Raw genomic sequence first — 17,643 nt, 5'->3', positions numbered from 1 at the left:
GCGGGGCTGGTGCGATCCGCACCAGCCCCGCCGTCGTTTGTTCGAACTTTCAGGCGGCGAACACCTCCACGGAGGTCAGCCGGGCGTCACCGGGCTGCCAGTCGGCGACCGCGACCGCCAGGTACCGCGCGGAGGACGTGGTCGTGACGGTGGTCTCGGGCTTCGGCTTCGGCACCGAGGCGACCGTCTTGTAGCCGAGTCCGTCGGCCGAGGTGGCCACGGTGATCGGCCGCCGCCGACCGGGCGTCCAGGTCAGGCGGACCGAGGCCAGTTCCCGCGACGATCCGAGGTCGATCACCATTCGGCCGTTCGGGCCCGGTTGCCAGGCGGTCCCCGGGTCGCCGTCGACGGCGGCCGACGGGTCGGTCATGCCGGCCGGCAGCGGTGACGTCGGGTAGGTCGTCCGAGACCGGGCCAGGTCGCTGGTCGGCGTCACCGTTGCGCCCGCGAACGCGACGTCCTTGCTGTGTCCGGCGGGAACCGTCAGCCGCTGGCGGGCGCCGCCGGCCGCGGACTCCACCTGCACCTTCACGATGTGCCCGGCGGGCGCGGTGACTCGGACCTGGTGCGAGTCGGTGACGTCGAACCGGGTACCGGCGGGAATCGCCTTCTCCGGCTGTGCCGCGGTCACGGTGAAGCGGGGCGGCTCGACGCGTGCGGTCGCGGCGGCAAGGTCGACCTGGTAGGTCGTGGTCCCCGATCCGGTGACCTGGCTTCCGTGGTACAGCCGCAGCGTGGCGGGCTGCGAAAGCGTGACGGCCGCCGCCGTGATGGCGCTGTCGGACAGGTTGAACAGGCTCAGGTATCCGTCCGCGTCACTCACCCGCAATGCCTCCGGACCGCCGCCGGGCAGGGTTCGCGACGCCGCGGCGGCCAGGGCCGGCCGGCTCGCGCCCGCGTACCCCTCGATGATCAGCCGGGTGCTGCCGGTGGCCGGCCCGCTGGACAGGGTGACGGTGGTGGCGGTCACGGTGATCGGGTTCTGCGCGTTGTGGACCACCAGACCCGCTCGTCCGTCGATGTCCAGCCAGGAGCCGGCGATGGTGGGGCTGTCCGGCACCGCCGCCGCGTCGCTCCAGTCGGAGCCGTCGAGAGAGGTCTGGATGACGTAGCGGGTGCCGTACGCGGACTCCCAGTCCAGGCGTACGCCGCTGATGTCGATCGGCTCGCCGAGGTCGACGGCGACCCAACTGTCCGCGCGGGCGCGTTCCTCCCGGGCGACTGCCCAGCGGGTGCCGGGGTTGCCGTCGGTCGCCCGCGCCGCGGGGTAGGCGGGGTCGGCGGACGAGGCCGTGGTGGGCCGGCCGGCGGCGCGGTCGACCCCGCCGGCGTCGAGCACGGCGAAGGTGAACAGCGAGTAGCCGTACTGGGTGGCGGGGGAACGGCCGAGCATCCGCACGTACCGGGCGGAACGAGACGCGAAGCTGATCTGGTCGGTTCCACCGTCGCCGACGCCCGATTGTCCGGCCAGGGTGACGGATCCCTGTTCGCCGGTGAAGGTACGGGTGCCGGTGAGCCCGGGTACGCCGGGCATGTCCAGGTTGAACAGGGTGAGCGTGCCCTCGTCGGCACTGATGCCGGTGGTGGCGTACACGACCGTACCGGTGGGTAGCGTGACGTATCCGGCGGTGCCGTCGGCGACGCGCAGAACGGTCGCCGTGGCGTCGACACCGTCCCGGGCCACGGTGTACGCGGCGGAGGTACGGCCGAGGACCGGCGCGGACTGCCTCGGCAGCAGCGAGGCGGCCCGGGTGTCGAACAACCAGTTGTCGTGGGCGGGCGCCCACTGGAACGAGACGAATCCGGTCTTGCTGACCGCCGCGGCGAACGCGGCCGGGGTTTGTTGGGCGGTCAGCCCGGCCTGCTCCCCGAAGTCCCGGGTGCCCGCAGCCGCCGCGAAGAACGTGGTGCTGGCGACCGGCTGGACCACGCCGCCGTTGGCTGCCCGCCGGGAGTGGAACAGGTAACTGATCGCGATCTCGGCCCGGGCCTCGGGCTCGTACTTCGGCTCGCCGCTGAACTTGGTGAGCCGATTCTCGGGTGGGTAGTTCAGGTAGGGCATGAGCCGGTCGGCGAGGTCCGCCTCGGCCCGGGCGGCGTGTCGGTCGCCCTGGACCTGCGCGAGGAAGGCCAGCGGTAGGACATCACGGCCGTACAGGTGGTAGCGGTCCGCGACCATCGGCATGAAGGGTTCGCCGGCGTCGCTGGCCAGCAGCCGCATGGTCCGCCACAGTTGGTCGCCGCTGGGCTGCCGGGTGAGTGCCTCGGGAAGCGGTTGGCCGGCGGTCAGGAAGTGCGCCGCGGTACGACCCCCGGTGCGCCACAGTTCTTCCTGGTAGTGCGGGCCGAAGGAGCCGTGGTTCTCGACGAGGAACGTGTCGTGGATGTTGTGGGCGGTGTTCCAGTCCGCGATCGCCCGCCCGTCGACGACGGCGGGGTTGGCGCGGTCGGCTGCCGGTAGTCCGGTCGCGTTGAGCGTCCACATCGAGAACCGCTCGCGCCACGCCGCGGCTGCGGGGTCGTCCGGCGCCCAGGCCAGGCCGGGAGCGATCGCCTGTGCGTAGACCCCCATCTCCTCGAGCTTGGTGTCACCGATCCAGCCACCGGTGCGGCCGTTCGGCGTCCAACTGCCACTCAGTGGGTCGTTACCGGTGCCGAGGGAGTGGGCGTACGCGGCCTGTCCCCGGGCGATGCGGTCGACGTTGGTGCGGGTCACCTCGTCCAGGTCGGACCAGAGCAGTCGGGCGGCCAGGACGAAGTACAGCTCGAAGGTGCTGTCCCAGAAGAGCTGTCGGCCCCACTCGGTGCCGCCGGCGAGCCGGTTGGTGGCCGCGAACCGGCGGATGGTGGCGATGGTACGGGCGTGCAGCGTGTCCCGGTCGACGCCGGCCGCCGCCGGGTCGTACCCGGGCGAGATGAGCAGAACGGCGTTACCGAGGACGACCGCGAACCTGAAGTCCGCGAGGCGGTACGCGTTGATCGCCGGATCCCACTGCTCCTCGGCCCACCGGGTGTGGGCGAGCAGCAGCGAGTGGTAGGTGTGGGCAACCGGGCCGGTGGCCGCGGCCGGTGGCGTGGGGGCGGCCGACGCGGCCTGGGCGGCGGCGGGTCGGGCGATGGCGAGTCCAGCGCCGATGGCGCCGCCGAGGATGAGCAGCCGCCGCCTGCTCAGCTCGAATTCGGAGATACGCATGGTGGCCCTTCGGTGGTGACAACGTTGTCAGCCAGGCTCCGACGATCGCTTCCGGATGTCAAGACCCATACCCCCCCCCCCCCGCGCGCTAGACCAGCTCACCCCGCCGATCTTGCACTTGCTGTCGTCTCGATGCCCCGATCCGCGTCTTTTGGGGCGACAGAAAGTGCAAGATCGCGGGCATGACGGCGGGAGCGCGCGGTGCGGGCTGCCAGGAGGAGCAGCGCTGCCAGGGTGGCCAGGAGCACCGCCGGGCCCAGGGTGTCGACGGTGTTCGACAGGGCGTGCTGCACCTGCGCGGCTGCTTGGATGACCGGGTCTTCGAGGGCTTCTCGCCGGCCGGCGGCCAGCCGTAGCTCGTACCAGCCGTACCAGGCGACGTAGCCGCCCGCCAGCAGCAGAACCAGGCCGCTGAGCCGGGGCACCAGCGCGCCCGCGACGCGCAGCCGGGCCACCAGCGAATCGCGCAGCAGCGCCACCCCGACCGCGGCGACCGCGACCACCAGACCCATCCCGAGGGCGTACGCGCCGAACAGCGCCAGCCCACGCCCGGTCGAGCCGGCCTGGAGGCTCGTCACCACGATGGCCAGAAAGGGCGCGATGGCGCACCCCAGCGAGGCCAGCGCGTACGCCGCCCCGAACAGCGCCATCGACGGCCACGACCTGGTCAGCCGGGGCGCCCGAGCGGTCCAGCCCGGCGCGGGCAGTCGCCGGCCGGCGAGCAGCCAGCAACCGGCCGCCACCAGCAGCAGCCCGAGCACCACCGTCAGCCACGGCAGCCGGGGTCGCAGCCAGCCGGCCAGCGGCGCGAGCGCCAGACCGAAGGCGCCGAAGACCACCACGTACCCCAGGGTGAGCCCGGCCGCCGCGGTGAGCGCGCGGCCGACCGCGCCGCGGGCGTCCGACGCTCCGGCGACCAACAGTGAGAGGTACGCGGGCAGCAACGCGAATCCGCACGGGTTGACCGCGCCGAGCATGCCGGCGGTCAGCGCGAGCAGCAGCGGGCCGGTCACGCCCCGGCCAACGCGCTAACCCGGGCGGTGAGTGACTCACCGTCAAGGAAGCCCTGGTGGACGACCTTGCCGTCGCGGTCGATGATCACGAAGATGCTCTGTTCGGTGACCTTGAACCGCTTCCAGAGCACGCCCTTGCGGTCGTCGATCTGGGGCATGTCGCCGAGGTCGAACTCGGTGACGAAGTTCTTCATGTCGCGCTGCTCGCCCAGCCCGGCGACGCCGACGATCGGCACGGTGTCCCGATACTTCGGGGCGATCTCGGCCACCGTCCAGGCCTGGCTGGCGCAGGTGGCGCACCACGGCGCCCAGAACCAGAGCACCACCGGTCGGCCGGCCAGTCGCGTCGCGTCGAAGGCGCTGCCGGCGAGGGTCGTGCCGGTGAAGCGCAGGGTGTCCGGGACCGGGGCCGCCGGGGCCGACGACGCCCCGGCCGAGGGGGTCGGGGAACTGGTCGGGGCCGGCGCGGTCCCGGCGGCGGCAGCGTCGGGCGGCACCGTGCCGGTACAGGCCGTCGTGGCGAGCAGGGCGGCGACGAGTACTGCTGCCGCCGCCGGCCCGATCCGCTTGCGCATCCGTGCTCCTCCACAGTCGTAAGGAAGGGCCCCTTGCTATACACGAGGCGGTAAAAAGGTGCCGTTCCTTACTCGGCCTTGGCGAGGCGCAGGGCGAGTTCCGGGCAGACCTTGACCGCCTTGAGGGCGCCCTCGCGCAGCCACGTCGGCACGGGCGTGGCGGGGAAGGCGGGGTAGCCGTTGGCGTCGAGCCGGATGAAGTCCGGCACCACGTGCGCGCAGAGGCCGTGCCCGTCACAGCGGGACCAGTCCAGGGTGAGCTTCTGCGGGTTCGGGTCGGGTGCGCCGGGCAGCCCCATGACGCCCTTGACCCGCCGACCGCAGCCGTCGCCGGTGCTGTGCAGCCGCAGGTCCTCGGCGAAGACCTCGATCGCCGAGAGCGCGAACCGGGCCGTACCGTCGGGGTGGCTGCATGCTCCCCGGCCCTTGACCTCGCCCGCGGCCGCGCGGACGACGTCGGCCGGTTGGCTGCCGGCCACGGCCAGGTCGACCGCGCGGGCCAGGTCCGGCAGGCCCATCTTGCACGGGCCGCACTGGCCGGCGGACTCGCCGGCCAGGTAGCGCACCACCTGCGCGGCCTCCCCGAGCGGGCAGGTGTCCACGCCGATCGGAATGATGATGCCCGCGCCCAGGGTGCCGCCGACCGCGGCCAGGCCCTTGCGGGAGACCTCGGCCTTCTCGGCCGCCTCGGCGGTGATCCACTTGCCGTGGTAGCCGCCCATCAGGATGCCCTGCACGTCCGGGACCTCGCACAGGTCGAGGACGTCGCGCAGCGGCATGCCGGCGGTGCACTCCACCACGGCCGGCCGGGCCGCCGCGCCGGTCACCGTGAGCAGCACGGTGCCCGGCTCGTCGTCGGTGCCGAGGGCCGCGTACTCGTACGGGCCGAGTCGCGCGCCGACCGCGAGCTGGGCGTACGTCTCGGCGTTGGACAACAGGGTGGGCAGGCCACTGACCCCGGAGTCGCTGGAGCGCTTCTTGGTGCCGGGCGGAATGTGCGGCAGCCCGTTGATCCCGTTGACCAGGGCGCCACCCTCGCCGGAGATGAACCGGTGCGGCACGGTGACGATGGTGGTCGGCACCGGCATCCGGCGCTCGTCGAGGGCCTCCATCAGCGAGTCCCGGCCGACCCCGTCGTCCGCCACGCCGATGACGATCTCGTCGGCGTCCAGCGCGTACGCGGCCAGCGCCGCGCCGTCGAGGACCAGGTGCGGGGCGCGGGTCAGCAGCACCTTGTCCTTCCAGCTCGCCGGCTCGCCCTCGGTGGCGTTTACCACCACCACCGCGGAGAGGTCCTGCCGCTCGCACGACTCCAGCACGGCGCGCATCTTGCGGGCGAACGGGAAGCCCGCGCCGCCCTTGCCCTTGAGCTGCATGCCCTCGGCGAGCCGGAGCAGTTGCGCCGGCTCCATCGGGCCGATCGGTCCGTGCACCTCCTCGTGCGCGGCCAGGTCGAGGCGTCCGAACTCGGCGAACCCGGCGGTCAGTCGAGGCTCACCGACACAGGCCACCGGAGGCACGGTCGTCCGCATCACTTGGCCTCACCCCGCAGACCCGCCCAGTACGCCCCGTCCACGGCGTCCGCGCTGGCCTTGCGGCGCTTGGCGGACCGGCCCTCGGCCCGCCGCGCGCGACGAGATGCCAGGTCGACCAGGGTCGGGGTGTCGTCGACGGGCGGCGGAACCTCGTCGGGGACGTACCGGGCCGGCGGGCGCCAGTAGTCCGGCTCCTCCGGCAGGTCGTCCTCCGCGCTGTGCCGGCCGCTGCCGCTGCGCGGCGCCGCCGAGATCGGACCGGCCGAGATCGGGCTGCTCGAGATCGGGCCGGCCGAGATCGGCTCGACCGAGACCGGGCCGGCCGAGATCGGCTCGCCGGCCTGCCAGCGGCGCGGGCTGTCCCACGGCTCCTCCGGCTCGTCCGTGGCCCGGCGGGGCGGGGCCGAGTACCGGGTGCCCTCGTCCTCGGTGCGGGACCGTCGTCCGCTCCGCTCGGCCGCCGGTTCCTCGGCGCGCCGCCGCCGGGTGGGGGCGGTTTCCTCGTCCCGGTCGCGGCTGCGCGACGCGCGCCGCCGGGTCACGGGCTCCATCTCCTCCTCGTCGTTGCGGCGGGCGGAGCGGCGGGTCGCCGTCGTCTCCATCTCTTCGCGGCGGTCCTGCCGGGCGGCGGGCTCCTCGTCGCGGCGACGGCGACTCGGCCGGACCGGCTCGACCAGCGAACCGGGCTCGGGCACCACCGGAACGGTGAACCGCTCGGGGTCCCGCCGCCGCGGACCGGTCGGCGCCGTCCACGTGGCGGTGGTGGCCTCCGCCCAGGCCGGACGCTTGTCCTCGCTCTTCTCGCGGCGGCGACCCAGGCCGGCCAGCAGCGAGCGTCCACGGCCCTCGTCGGTGGCCCGTCCGGCCATCGCCGCGTTGCGCACGGCGGCCTGCTGCTGCTCGCGACTGCGCCGGCCGATGGTGACCGAGAGCCGCACCAGCAGCGCCAACACGACGAGCAGGACGCACGCGAAGTAGCTGAGGACCACCCAGGACGCCGCGGCCCGACCGGCGTTGAGGCCGTGGAAGATCGCGAACGGCCAGGCGAGGTAGGCGGCGGAGTGCAGCGTGCGCCACAGCCACTTCGGACCGACGCCGGCGAAGCGGGCCCGGATGATGCCGGTCCAGATCACGCTGACCATGAGCAGGGCGGCCACGGTGCCGAGGCCGACGTAGAGCCCTCGGCCACCGATGAACGGCACGAGTGAGTCGGTCGCCGCGGCCCGACCGGTGGCGATCTTGGTGAGCACGTGGAAGACCAGTCCGGCCGTACCCAGGACGCCGGTGGCGCGGTGCGCGGACTGCATCAGCACGCGGTGCGAGATGTTCAGCACCAGCCGGTCGGTGGCGAGCAGTCCCAGCATCACGGTGAGACTCAGCGACACCAGGGCGATCACGCCCGCGAAGAACTCGGTGAAGAAGAAGCCGTACGCGTACGCCATCTGACCGGCGCCGGTCAGCATGGTCGCCGCCCAGAAGGCGGCGAGCAACGAGGCGATCAGCATCGTCGTCGCCGAGCGGGACCGCGTCCGCACCCCCCGACTGCTGGTGCTGGTCCGGACCTCGGCGGCCTTCTGGTTCTGCTTTGCCCGGGCCATCTGCTCCTCGATCGTCTCGCGGCGGCGTACCACCGGCCGACCCCTGCTCCCCCATCCAGTACGGACCGGCGGCGCGCGCGGATCACCCGGGGGGAAAAAATTCTGGGCCGCCATCGAACCAAGTGACGTCCCGGTGCGTTGTGCACGCTCCCCGCACGTGGCAGGCAGTGACGCAGGTCCATGCATTGACAGTCCTTGCAACACGCTTGTAACCTTTCGGCAAATTTTCAGCACGTATTGCAAGATCCGAGCAGCCCTGTGCTCCCCCCGGCACCACCACCCCCACCCCCGCTCCCGTCAGGAGTCCCGATGCGCCAACGTCGACGCGGCTCGGCGATCCTCGCCCTCGGCCTGGTCGCCAGCCTGTTGGTTCCCCTCACCGCGACGGCGTCCCCGGCCGCCGCCAGCCCGTCCGGCGCCAAGAAGGTCATCGTCCAGCTCTTCGAGTGGAACTGGCCGTCGGTCGCCAGCGAGTGCCAGAGCACCCTCGGCCCCAAGGGCTACGGCTACGTGCAGGTCTCGCCCCCGCAGGAGCACGTGCGGGGCAACCAGTGGTACATGGCGTACCAGCCGGTCAGCTACCGGATCGAGTCCCGCAAGGGCACCCGGGCGCAGTTCCAGTCGATGGTGAACACCTGCCACGCGGCCGGCGTCAAGGTGATCGTCGACGCCGTCATCAACCACATGTCCGGCCAGGACAACGGCGGCACCGGTTGGGCCGGCTCGTCGTACGCGCACTACGACTACCCGGGCATCTACCAGACCCAGGACTTCCACCACTGCGGACGCAACGGCGGCGACGACATCGCCAACTACAACGACCGGTACGAGGTGCAGAACTGCGAGCTGGTCAACCTGTCCGACCTGAAGACCGAGTCGGACTACGTCCGTACGAAGATCGCGTCGTACCTCAACGACCTGCTGTCCCTCGGTGTGGACGGCTTCCGGATGGACGCCAGCAAGCACATGCCGGCCGCCGACATCGCCGCCATCAGGAGCAAGCTGTCCCGCTCGGTGTACGTGGTGCAGGAGGTCATCTACGGTGCCGGCGAGCCGGTCCAGCCGACCGAGTACACCGGCAACGGCGACGTGCACGAGTTCCGCTACGGCAAGGACCTGGCCCGGGTGTTCCGCTCCGAGCGGCTCGCCTACCTGAAGAACTTCGGCGAGGGCTGGGGGCACCTGCCCTCCGGCTCGGCCTCGGTGTTCGTGGACAACCACGACACCCAGCGCGACTCCAGCGGCGTGCTGACCTACCGCGACCGGGGGATCTACGCCCTCGCGAACGCCTTCATGCTGGCCTGGCCGTACGGGTCGCCGACCGTCATGTCCAGCTACACCTTCAGCGACCGGGACGCCGGCCCGCCCTCGGACGGCAGCAACAAGACTCTCAACACCACCTGCTACTCGGGCTGGGAGTGCGAGCACCGTTGGCCGGTGATCGCCAACATGGTCGGCTTCCGCAACGCCACCGAGGGCGCCGGCGTGGCCAACTGGTACGACAACGGCAACAACCACATCGCGTTCAGCCGCAGCGGTAAGGGCTACGTCACCGTCAACGACGAGGATGCCGCGGTGAACGGCCGCTCGTACTACACCGGACTACCCGCCGGCCGGTACTGCGACGTCATCCACGGCACGTACGCGAACGGATCGTGCAGCGGCCCGGTGATCACCGTGGACGGCAACGGTTGGTTCGCCGCGAACGTGCCGGCGCACGACGCGGTGGCCATCCACATCGGCGCGCGGCTCTGACCGACTCCCGGGGCCTCCAGGCGGCGGGTATCGCCGAACCGGGGGCCCCGGACCGTTCACCGTCCTAGAGTGGTTTAGTGCCGTTTGACCGAATGTCCCCGTACCGTCGTCGCGCCGGCTGGATCGTCGGCGCGGTCGCCGTACCCGTGCTGCTGGTCGCCGCGCTGCTGACCGGCCAGGCTCTCACCCCACGCTCGACGGCCCCCGACGACCAGAACGCGGCGATCGCCGACCCGACGCCGAGCAGCGTCGAGCAGAGCCTCCAGGAGTCGGTCCCGCCGGCCGCGCCCGCTCCGGACGGGCTGCCGGTGCTCGACTACGACCCCGCGCCCAGGGGCTTCCCCGCCGACCCGGCCACGATGGACACCACGCCACTGGCCGAGGGCGTGCACCCGACCCGGCGGATCGCCGCGTACGACGCTCCCGGTGGCCGGCCGCTGGCCTTCGTCGAGCCGACGCTCGCGGGGGCCGAGCTGACCGTGCCGATCGCCCAGCGGCGGGCCGGCTGGACGGCCGTCCTGCTGCCGTCGGCGAACCGGCAGCTCGCCTGGCTGCCGCCGGGCGGGTTCGACACCGTGGCGCTGCGCGACCAGATCGTGGTGGAGCGCAGGGCACACCGGCTGACCTGGTACCGGGCCGGCAAGGCGGTGCGCTCCTGGAAGACGAGCCTCGGCCAGTCGGGGCAGGAGACGCCGCTCGGGCGCACCTTCATCCTGGGCCGCACCCCGCCACCCGAGGAGGTCTACGGCGGCGTGGACATCTACGCCCTCGGCTCGGTGCCGGACGACCCGGAGGCGGTGCCGACCGGGCTCAGGGGCGCGCACATCGGCCTGCACACCTGGCAGAACGACGACGAACTGGGCGAGAACACCACCAACGGCTGCATCCGGGTGACCCGCAGCGGTCAGCGGGAACTGCTCGCCGAGGTTCGGCCCGGCAGCAGCCTGGTGGTCGTCGACCAGCTCCCCACCCCGCCGTCGACCGCCTGAGCCGGGCCGCTCAGTCGCCGAGCAGCCACCCGTTCTGCTCGGCGATGTGCACGGCCGCGGCGCGGTTGCGGGCACCGGTCTTGCCGATCGCCGCCGACAGGTGGTTACGCACCGTCCCCTCGGACAGGTGCAGCGTCTTCGCCAGTTCGGCGACCGCGCCGCCGCCCCGCGCCGCGCGCAGCACCTCGGTCTCGCGCTCGGTCAACGGGCTCGTCCCGGTGGCCAGGGTCTCCGCGGCCAGCGTCGGATCCACCACCCGCAGTCCGGCGTGCACCCGGCGGACGGCGTCGGCGAGCTGCCGGGCCGGGGTGTCCTTGACCACGAAGCCGTTCGCGCCGGCCTCCATGGCGCGACGCAGGTAGCCGGGCCGACCGAACGTGGTCACCACCAGCACCCGGCAGGCCGGCAGCGCGGCCCGCAACGCGGCGGTGGCGGCGATCCCGTCCAGGCCGGGCATCTCCACGTCCAGCAGGGCCACGTCGGGCGTGTGCCGCAGGGCCTCGGACACCACCTCGTCGCCCCGGCCCACCTCGGCCACGACGGTCAGGTCCGGCTCCAGCGACAGCAGCGCGGCCAGCGCCCCACGCACGAGCGCCTGGTCGTCGGCGAGCAGCAGCCGGATCGGCGTGGACGGGCCGCTCACCGGGCCTCCGCCGGGGCGTGCACCCGCAGCAGGAAACCGGTGCCGTCCCGCCGCCGACCCACGGTCACCACGGCATCCAACCGGCGGGCCCGCTCCCGCAGGCCCACCAGCCCGTACCCGGCGGCGTCGACGTCCGGCGTGGACGGTCCCCGACCGTCGTCGCTCACCTCGACCCCGTCCGGGCGGACCCGGATCGTGCAACACCGCGCCCCGCTGTGCCGGACCACATTTGTCACCCCTTCGCGTACCGTCCACCCGAACAGCCGGTCCCACTCGGGCGGCAGCTCCGGCATCTCGGCCGGCAACTCCGCCGCGATGCCCGCCGCGGCGAGGGCGGATCGCGCGCCGGCCAACTCCCCGGCGAAGGTGACCTCCCGGTACGCCCCGACGGTCTGCCGCACGTCGGCCAGCGCCGCCCGCGCCAGCTTCTCCACCTCGGCGATCTCGGCGGCCGCCCGGACGGTGTCGACCTCGATCAGCCGCCCGGCCAGCTCGGCCTTGATCGCCACCACGGTCAGCGAGTGCCCGAGGATGTCGTGCAGGTCGCGCGCGGCGCGGGCCCGCTCCTCGGCGACCGCGAGCCGGCCGATCTCCTGCTGCGCGGCCTGCAACTCGCTGTTGCGCTGGGCCAGCCCGGACACGCCGAACATTGCGAACGAGGCGAGCAGCACCGCGAAGACGATGCCGTTCTCCGCCTCCCACCCCGGCACCAGCCGGGACGCCAGCGCGGGGGTCACGGCGCAGAGCGCCACGGTGGCCAGCGCCTCCGACAGCGGCAGCAGGAACACCCCCGCCGCGGCCACGTAGACCAGGGTCGCCAGCCAGTCGCCGCCGGTGCCCGGGATGCTGGCCAGGCCCACCCCGAGCAGCACCAGCAGGCCCAGACGTGCTCGCCCCGCCGGAATCGGCAGCAGCAGCCGACGCAGCCGACGGGCCCACTGGAACAGCAGCACGTAACCCAGTCCGAAGACGACGAGGGCGGTCACTCCGACGAACCGCCGCCACGGCTCCGACTGGTGCAGCGCGGTGGAGATCGGCACGTTGAGGAAGAACAGCCACACGGCGGCCAGCAGCCAGCCGATGTACCGCCAGTGGCGGTTCATCGGCTGGGGCTGCCCCGTCGGGAGGTCCATCGGGTTCACGCTAGCGGTCGGACCGGTCAGACCCGAGCGGTGTCCCGGCGGAACAGCCGGGTCGCGCCGACACCGAAGGCCAGGGTCCAGATGACGATGTTGGCCACCGCCGCCATGCTCACGCCGTCGCCGGTCAGTGGCGAGCGGGCCAGCTCACCCATGCCGTACACCGGGGTGAACTTCGCGACCTGCTGGAGCACGTGCGGCAGCACGTCGACCGGCACGAACAGCCCGCCGAACATGGCCAGCACCGCCAGGATCGGCCCGATGAACTGCATGACGTTCTCGGCCGGCACCAGGTAGCCGATGAACAGGCCGAACGCGGCGAACACAAGCGAGCCGACCCAGGCGGCCAGCCCGGACAGCAGCCAGACGTCCAGCGGGAGGCGGACGCCGGCCGCAGCCCCCACCAGGAACTCCACGACCACCGCGATCAGGCCGAGGGTCATCGCGGTGGCCAGCTTCGTCGCCACGTACGCGGTCGGCCGCAGCGGAGTGAGCCGTAGCTGCCGGCTCCACCCCAACGCCCGCTCGGTGGCGACCGCGCCACCCGCGCTGGTCGTCGCCACCATCGCCGCGTACACGGCGAGGCTGATCATGACGTACGCCGTGACGGGCCGGCCGTTGTCGAGGGTCTGCCCCCGCTGCGGCAGACCGAAGATGAGGAAGAAGACGCCCGGCATGATCAGCGTGAAGGCGAGGGTGCGGCGGTTGCGCAGCACCCGGCGCAGCTCGATGCCGAGGACAGCCGGTGCGGGCAGGGTGGTCATGGGTCAGGCTCCGATACGTTCGGTGGTCAGGGCGAGGAAGGCGTCCTCGAGGTTGCGGGAGGTGATCTCCACGTCCCGGGCGGCGGTCCGGGTGAGCAGGTGCCGGGCGATCGCGTCCGAGTCGCCGGTACGCACCAGCACGCTGTCGCCGCGTACCTCCACGGCGTCGACGCCGGGCAGCGCGGCGAGCGCGGCCTGGTCCGCGCCGGGCAGGGTGGCCCGCACCGTACGGCCGGCGGCCAGGTTCTTGATCTCGGCGGTGGTGCCGTCCGCGACGACGCGGCCCTGGCGGACCAGCACGATCCGGTCGGCGTACGCGTCCGCCTCGTCCAGGTAGTGGGTGGCGAAGATGACGGTCCTGCCGTCGCGGGCGTCGCGGCGCAGGGCCTGCCAGAAGTCCCGCCGACCCTCGACGTCCATGCCGGTGGTCGGCTCGTCGAGGACCATCAGGTCCGGGTCCGGCAGCAGCGCCAACGCGAAGCGCAGCCGCTGCTGCTGACCGCCCGAGCACCGCCCGACGAGCCGGTCGGCGATGTCGGCGATACCGGCGCGCGCCAGCACCTCGGCCGCCGGTCGGGTGCGCCGGTAGAAGTGCGCGGTCATCCGTACCGTCTCGCCCACGGTGAGGTCCTTGAGCAGGCCGCCGGTCTGGAGCACGGCGGCGATCCGCCCCCGGGCAACCGCCTCGTCGGCGGTGCCGCCGAGAACGCGCACGGTGCCCGCGTCCGGGCGGGCCAGGCCGAGCAGCATGTCGATCGTGGTGGTCTTACCCGCCCCGTTGGGGCCGAGGAACGCCACCACCTCGCCGGGCTGCACCCGCAGGCTCAGTCCGTCGACTGCGGTGACCGTACCGAAGGTCTTGGTGAGGCCGTTCAGCTCGACGGCCGGATGCGTACTCGTCATGGCATTGATCCTGGGGTGTCGCGGACCTCGACTCCTGAAGCGGCCGTCACGTTCCGACCGTGACATTTGTCAGGGCCGGACGGCACGGCTCAGAGCCCGGCGGGCACGCAGCGTGACGGGCCGGCGGGCGAGGACCCCGACGAGCGTGATGCCACCCAGTCATCAAGATGCCCCTGAGTCATCACGCCCACCGGCACATCCGCCCCCGACACAGGCATTCCGGGTCCGGCAGCGGGTAAGCGCGCCGCCGGACGCCGCGACACCGGGAGGACGCGATGGGTGCCACACCGCAGGGCCAGGTCGACACGATCGTGCTGATCCACGGGCTCTGGATGACCCCACGGAGCTGGGAGGGGTGGGCCCAACGATTCACCGAGCGCGGCATGCACGTCATCGCTCCCGCGTGGCCCGGCATGGACCGCTCCGTCGAGCAGTTGCGCGACGACCCCAGCCCGATCGCCGAGCAGAGCATGGCGACGATCGTCGCCCACTACGACCGGATCATCCGGGCGCTCCCGCGTCCGCCGATCATCATGGGCCACTCGTTCGGTGGGCTGTTCGCCCAGGTCCTCGCCGACCGGGGACTCGGCGCGGCGGTGGTGGGGGTACATCCGGCGGCGATCAAGGGGGTGCTCAAGGTGCCGTTGAGCCAGTTGCGCTCCGGCTTCCCGATCCTGCGCAGCCCCGCCAACCGGAGCAAGGCCGTCCCGTTCACCCCGGACGACTTCGCCTACACCTTCGGCAACACCTTGAGCCGAGAGGAGTCCGACCGGGCCTGGCAGCGGTACGCGGTCCCCGGAGCGGGCCGGGTGTTCTTCGAGGGCGCGTTCGCCAACGTCGACCCGCGCTCGCCCGCCCGCGTCGACACCGGACGCGTCGACCGGGCGCCGCTGCTGCTGATGGCCGGCGGGCAGGACCACGTGGTGCCGGCGTCGGTGGTCCGCGCCAACGCGGGGCTCTACCAGAAGTCCCGCGCGCTCACCGCGTACGAGGAGTTTCCCGGCCGGTCGCACTTCACGGTCGGAGCGCCCGGCTGGGAGGAGATCGCCGACTACGCGCTGGACTGGGCGATGCGGGCGGCGGCGCTGCCCCGCGAGGCGACCATCGCCAGCGAGACCCCCCGCCGCTGACGCCCGGCCAGAGGTAATCCGCTCGCCGGCATCTACGTCCGGGGCTGCGAACGGCGCGTGATGTCGGTTAGTGTTCGTCCCTCCACGGAACGTACGAAGATGGCTCGCGTCGCGCGTGGTCGAGCGGGGAGGACAGCATGGCCAGCATCGAACAGGTATTGGTCCGGCTGCGCGCCGCCGGCACCGGCCACCCGACGCTCGCCGAAGCCATCGCTCGCGCCGAGCAGAGCAAACAGCGGCTGGTCGAAGGGGCAACCACCCTGCAGGGCAGCAGTCAAGCAGCGCGACAGTACATGAGCGTGCTGGGCTGACCGTGAGCATCGGCGAGATCAAAGCGATCCTCTACGAAGCCGACCGCTCGCTCAGCGAAGCCGCCGCCACAGTCAGGGAAATCGGCACTCAGCTCGACGAGGCGACCGGCCTCGCCCTCGCCACCCTGCATGACAGCCAGCACGCCGAGGCCAACAAGGTCCGTGCTGACCTCATTTCGGCCCAACGCGAGGTGGAACTGACCCTCCACGTGATCACAGTGGTCAAGGACAACGCCGGCAGCTATCGGGAGTCACTCGGATGACTGGGCTTCTGGCCCAGGTCGTGGCGCAGCTTAACGCCGCGATCGACAAGTTGGACGCCCTCGCCGTTAAAGCGGGCCACGCCCAGCAGGACGTCGCCGAGGCTCGGCGAAATCTCCACCAACTCGCTAGCGGAAGCGAGAACCCGAAGCTCGGCCTGGCGATCAGCAAGAGCGGCACCGCTGTCGACAAGGCCGGCCGGCTCGGCCGACTGAGTAGCAACGCCGCACAACATCTCGCCAACTACGTCAACGTGATCGCCCCTGGATCTGCCCCCACCCGCCTCGACGAAGACCGCGGATCACCAACGGGTGAACGGGTGGTCGCAGAGGCAGAAGCCAGGGGCAACCGAGCCGAAGCCTTCCTCCGGCGTCACGTGAAGAAGGCGGACGAGACCGAGGGCAACCTTCAGGACGCCGAGCAGGCCACCACGGCCGGGCTTCGTGAGTTGATGCATCAGATCAAGAGCGGCCCCGGCGGCACCGCGACCTCCACCACCGGTCGGTGACGCCGACAGCCTGATCGACCTTCTGTCACCAAGGCGGATCCGCGCCCGATCTCAGCTGCTGCACCTTCCGCAGCGACGACCTGAGCGCCGCGTGTCGCATGGCTCGGCTGACCGTGGGTATGAGCCCGGGATGAGGGCGAGTTTCCGGATCGGTCGGATCGCGGGAGTGCCGGTCGGCGTCAACTGGAGCGTGCTGGTCATCTTCGCGCTGATCGCGTGGGGGCTGGCCGCCAACCAGTTTCCCCGCTCGTACCCGGATCGCTCCGCCGTGGCGTACACCCTCGCCGGCCTGGCCGCGGCGGTGGTCTTCTTCGTCGGCCTGCTCGCCCACGAGGTGTCGCACGCGGTGGTGGCCAAACGCAACGGGCTGGAGGTCGACGGCATCACGCTGTGGCTGTTCGGCGGCGTGGCCGAGCTGAAGGGCGAGCCGCGTGACCCGGGCGCGGAGTTGCGCATCGCGGGCGTCGGCCCGCTGGTCAGTCTGCTGCTCGGGGCGTTCTTCGGCGTCATCGCGCTGCTGTTCGCGCTGGCCGGGCAGGGCGGGCTGCTCTTCGGGGCGATCGCCTGGCTGGCCGGCATCAACGTGCTGCTGGCGATCTTCAACGTGCTGCCGGCCGCGCCGCTGGACGGCGGTCGGCTGCTACGTGCGGCGGTGTGGAAGGCCACCGGCGACCGGACCCGGGCGTCAGTGGTCGCCGCGCGGGCCGGCTGGGTGCTCGGCGCGCTGCTCATCGGCCTCGGGCTGTGGCAGTTCCTGTCCGGCGTCGGCTTCGGCGGGCTGTGGCTGGCGCTGATCGGCTGGTTCCTGATCGGGGCCGCCGGGGTGGAGGAGCGACAGGCCCGCACCGGAACCGCGCTGCGCGGAATCCGGGTCGGCGACGTGATGACACCGCAGCCGCAGACCGCGTCGGCGGACATGACGGTCGCCGACTTCGTCGACCACTACCTCTTCGCGTACCGGCACTCGGCGCTGCCGCTGACCGACCAGGGGCGGCCGACCGGCCTGGTCACCGTGGACCGGGTGCGGGGCGTACCGGCCGAGCGGCGCGCGTCGACCACGCTGGCCGAGGTGGCCTGCCGGGCCGACGAGCTGGTGCTCGCCCAGCCGGGTGAACAGCTCAACGACCTGCTCCCCCGGCTCACCGAGTGCGCCGACGGCCGAGCCCTGGTGGTAGCCGAGGACGGCCGCCTGACCGGAATAGTCTCCCCCAGCGACATCAGCCGCGCAGTCCAACGCGCCACCCTACGCACCCCCACCCCCACCCCCACCCCTTCCGGCTAACGCCCCTCTCCCGCCCGCCCACGCCGCGTCGATCATGGAGTTGC

Annotated in this window: 16 protein-coding genes; 7 read left to right on the top strand and 9 right to left on the bottom strand. The window is 72.3% G+C overall.

Annotated features, from left to right (window positions below):
• Positions 1-49: 49 nt before the first annotated feature.
• The 5 genes from AB0J36_RS07310 to AB0J36_RS07290 form a co-directional block, all read right to left on the bottom strand.
• Positions 50-3,193 (bottom strand): discoidin domain-containing protein, encoded by a 3,144-nt coding sequence (locus AB0J36_RS07310; protein ID WP_363660266.1) that lies wholly within the window; start codon positions 3,191-3,193, stop codon positions 50-52.
• Positions 3,194-3,291: 98 nt separating this feature from the next.
• Entirely contained in the window at positions 3,292-4,206 is a 915-nt protein-coding gene (locus AB0J36_RS07305) for a cytochrome c biogenesis protein CcdA (RefSeq protein WP_357132424.1), read from the bottom strand.
• Entirely contained in the window at positions 4,203-4,781 is a 579-nt protein-coding gene (locus AB0J36_RS07300; protein ID WP_357132421.1) for a thioredoxin-like domain-containing protein, read from the bottom strand. The genes AB0J36_RS07305 and AB0J36_RS07300 overlap by 4 nt, the downstream gene beginning before the upstream one ends.
• Positions 4,782-4,849: 68 nt before the next feature.
• On the bottom strand, positions 4,850-6,313 hold the full coding sequence (locus AB0J36_RS07295) for an NADH-ubiquinone oxidoreductase-F iron-sulfur binding region domain-containing protein (protein ID WP_357132418.1): 1,464 nt from the start codon (positions 6,311-6,313) through the stop codon (positions 4,850-4,852).
• The gene (locus AB0J36_RS07290; protein WP_363660265.1) at positions 6,313-7,947 is read right to left on the bottom strand and encodes a hypothetical protein; all 1,635 of its coding nucleotides are present in this window, start codon (positions 7,945-7,947) and stop codon (positions 6,313-6,315) included. Before AB0J36_RS07290 ends, AB0J36_RS07295 begins: the two co-directional genes overlap by 1 nt.
• 276 nt (positions 7,948-8,223) lie before the next feature.
• Between AB0J36_RS07290 and AB0J36_RS07285 the strand changes: the two genes are divergently transcribed.
• Both AB0J36_RS07285 and AB0J36_RS07280 read left to right on the top strand, forming a co-directional pair.
• Positions 8,224-9,669: an alpha-amylase family glycosyl hydrolase gene (locus AB0J36_RS07285; RefSeq protein ID WP_357132411.1), complete on the top strand. Its 1,446-nt coding sequence runs from the start codon at positions 8,224-8,226 to the stop codon at positions 9,667-9,669.
• 77 nt (positions 9,670-9,746) lie between these two features.
• Entirely contained in the window at positions 9,747-10,658 is a 912-nt protein-coding gene (locus AB0J36_RS07280) for a L,D-transpeptidase (RefSeq protein ID WP_357132408.1), read from the top strand.
• A 10-nt stretch (positions 10,659-10,668) separates the two neighbouring features.
• Here AB0J36_RS07280 and AB0J36_RS07275 read toward each other — a convergent pair whose 3' ends face one another.
• Genes AB0J36_RS07275 through AB0J36_RS07260 form a run of 4 tightly spaced genes read right to left on the bottom strand, consistent with a single transcriptional unit; the run spans position 10,669 to position 14,107 of the window.
• Positions 10,669-11,301, bottom strand: coding sequence for a response regulator transcription factor (locus AB0J36_RS07275; RefSeq protein WP_357132405.1), 633 nt, complete (start codon positions 11,299-11,301; stop codon positions 10,669-10,671).
• Entirely contained in the window at positions 11,298-12,434 is a 1,137-nt protein-coding gene (locus AB0J36_RS07270) for a histidine kinase (RefSeq protein WP_357132402.1), read from the bottom strand. The genes AB0J36_RS07275 and AB0J36_RS07270 overlap by 4 nt, the downstream gene beginning before the upstream one ends.
• 26 nt (positions 12,435-12,460) lie before the next feature.
• A complete protein-coding gene (locus AB0J36_RS07265) occupies positions 12,461-13,204 on the bottom strand; it encodes an ABC transporter permease (RefSeq protein WP_363660264.1) in 744 nt (247 codons plus the stop codon).
• A gap of 3 nt (positions 13,205-13,207) precedes the next feature.
• The gene (locus AB0J36_RS07260) at positions 13,208-14,107 is read right to left on the bottom strand and encodes an ABC transporter ATP-binding protein (RefSeq protein WP_357173598.1); all 900 of its coding nucleotides are present in this window, start codon (positions 14,105-14,107) and stop codon (positions 13,208-13,210) included.
• Positions 14,108-14,382: 275 nt separating this feature from the next.
• Between AB0J36_RS07260 and AB0J36_RS07255 the strand changes: the two genes are divergently transcribed.
• The 5 genes from AB0J36_RS07255 (at position 14,383) to AB0J36_RS07235 (ending at position 17,599) form a co-directional block, all read left to right on the top strand.
• Entirely contained in the window at positions 14,383-15,237 is an 855-nt protein-coding gene (locus AB0J36_RS07255; RefSeq protein WP_357132393.1) for an alpha/beta fold hydrolase, read from the top strand.
• A 137-nt stretch (positions 15,238-15,374) separates the two neighbouring features.
• Positions 15,375-15,548 carry a hypothetical protein gene (locus tag AB0J36_RS07250; RefSeq protein ID WP_363660263.1) on the top strand — a complete coding sequence of 58 codons (174 nt, stop codon included), beginning with the start codon at positions 15,375-15,377 and terminating at the stop codon, positions 15,546-15,548.
• A gap of 2 nt (positions 15,549-15,550) precedes the next feature.
• Positions 15,551-15,811 carry a hypothetical protein gene (locus tag AB0J36_RS07245; protein ID WP_363660262.1) on the top strand — a complete coding sequence of 87 codons (261 nt, stop codon included), beginning with the start codon at positions 15,551-15,553 and terminating at the stop codon, positions 15,809-15,811.
• Positions 15,808-16,317, top strand: a complete 510-nt coding sequence (locus AB0J36_RS07240) for a hypothetical protein (protein WP_363660261.1) — start codon at positions 15,808-15,810, stop codon at positions 16,315-16,317. Before AB0J36_RS07245 ends, AB0J36_RS07240 begins: the two co-directional genes overlap by 4 nt.
• Positions 16,318-16,447: 130 nt before the next feature.
• Positions 16,448-17,599, top strand: a complete 1,152-nt coding sequence (locus tag AB0J36_RS07235) for a site-2 protease family protein (RefSeq protein ID WP_357173584.1) — start codon at positions 16,448-16,450, stop codon at positions 17,597-17,599.
• The last annotated feature ends 44 nt before the right edge of the window (positions 17,600-17,643 follow it).

The organism is Micromonospora sp. NPDC049662 (assembly GCF_040675055.1).
Lineage (GTDB): Bacteria > Actinomycetota > Actinomycetes > Mycobacteriales > Micromonosporaceae > Micromonospora.
The sequence above is the reverse complement of the archived record's forward strand: the minus strand, read 5'-3'. Positions and strand labels throughout refer to the sequence as shown.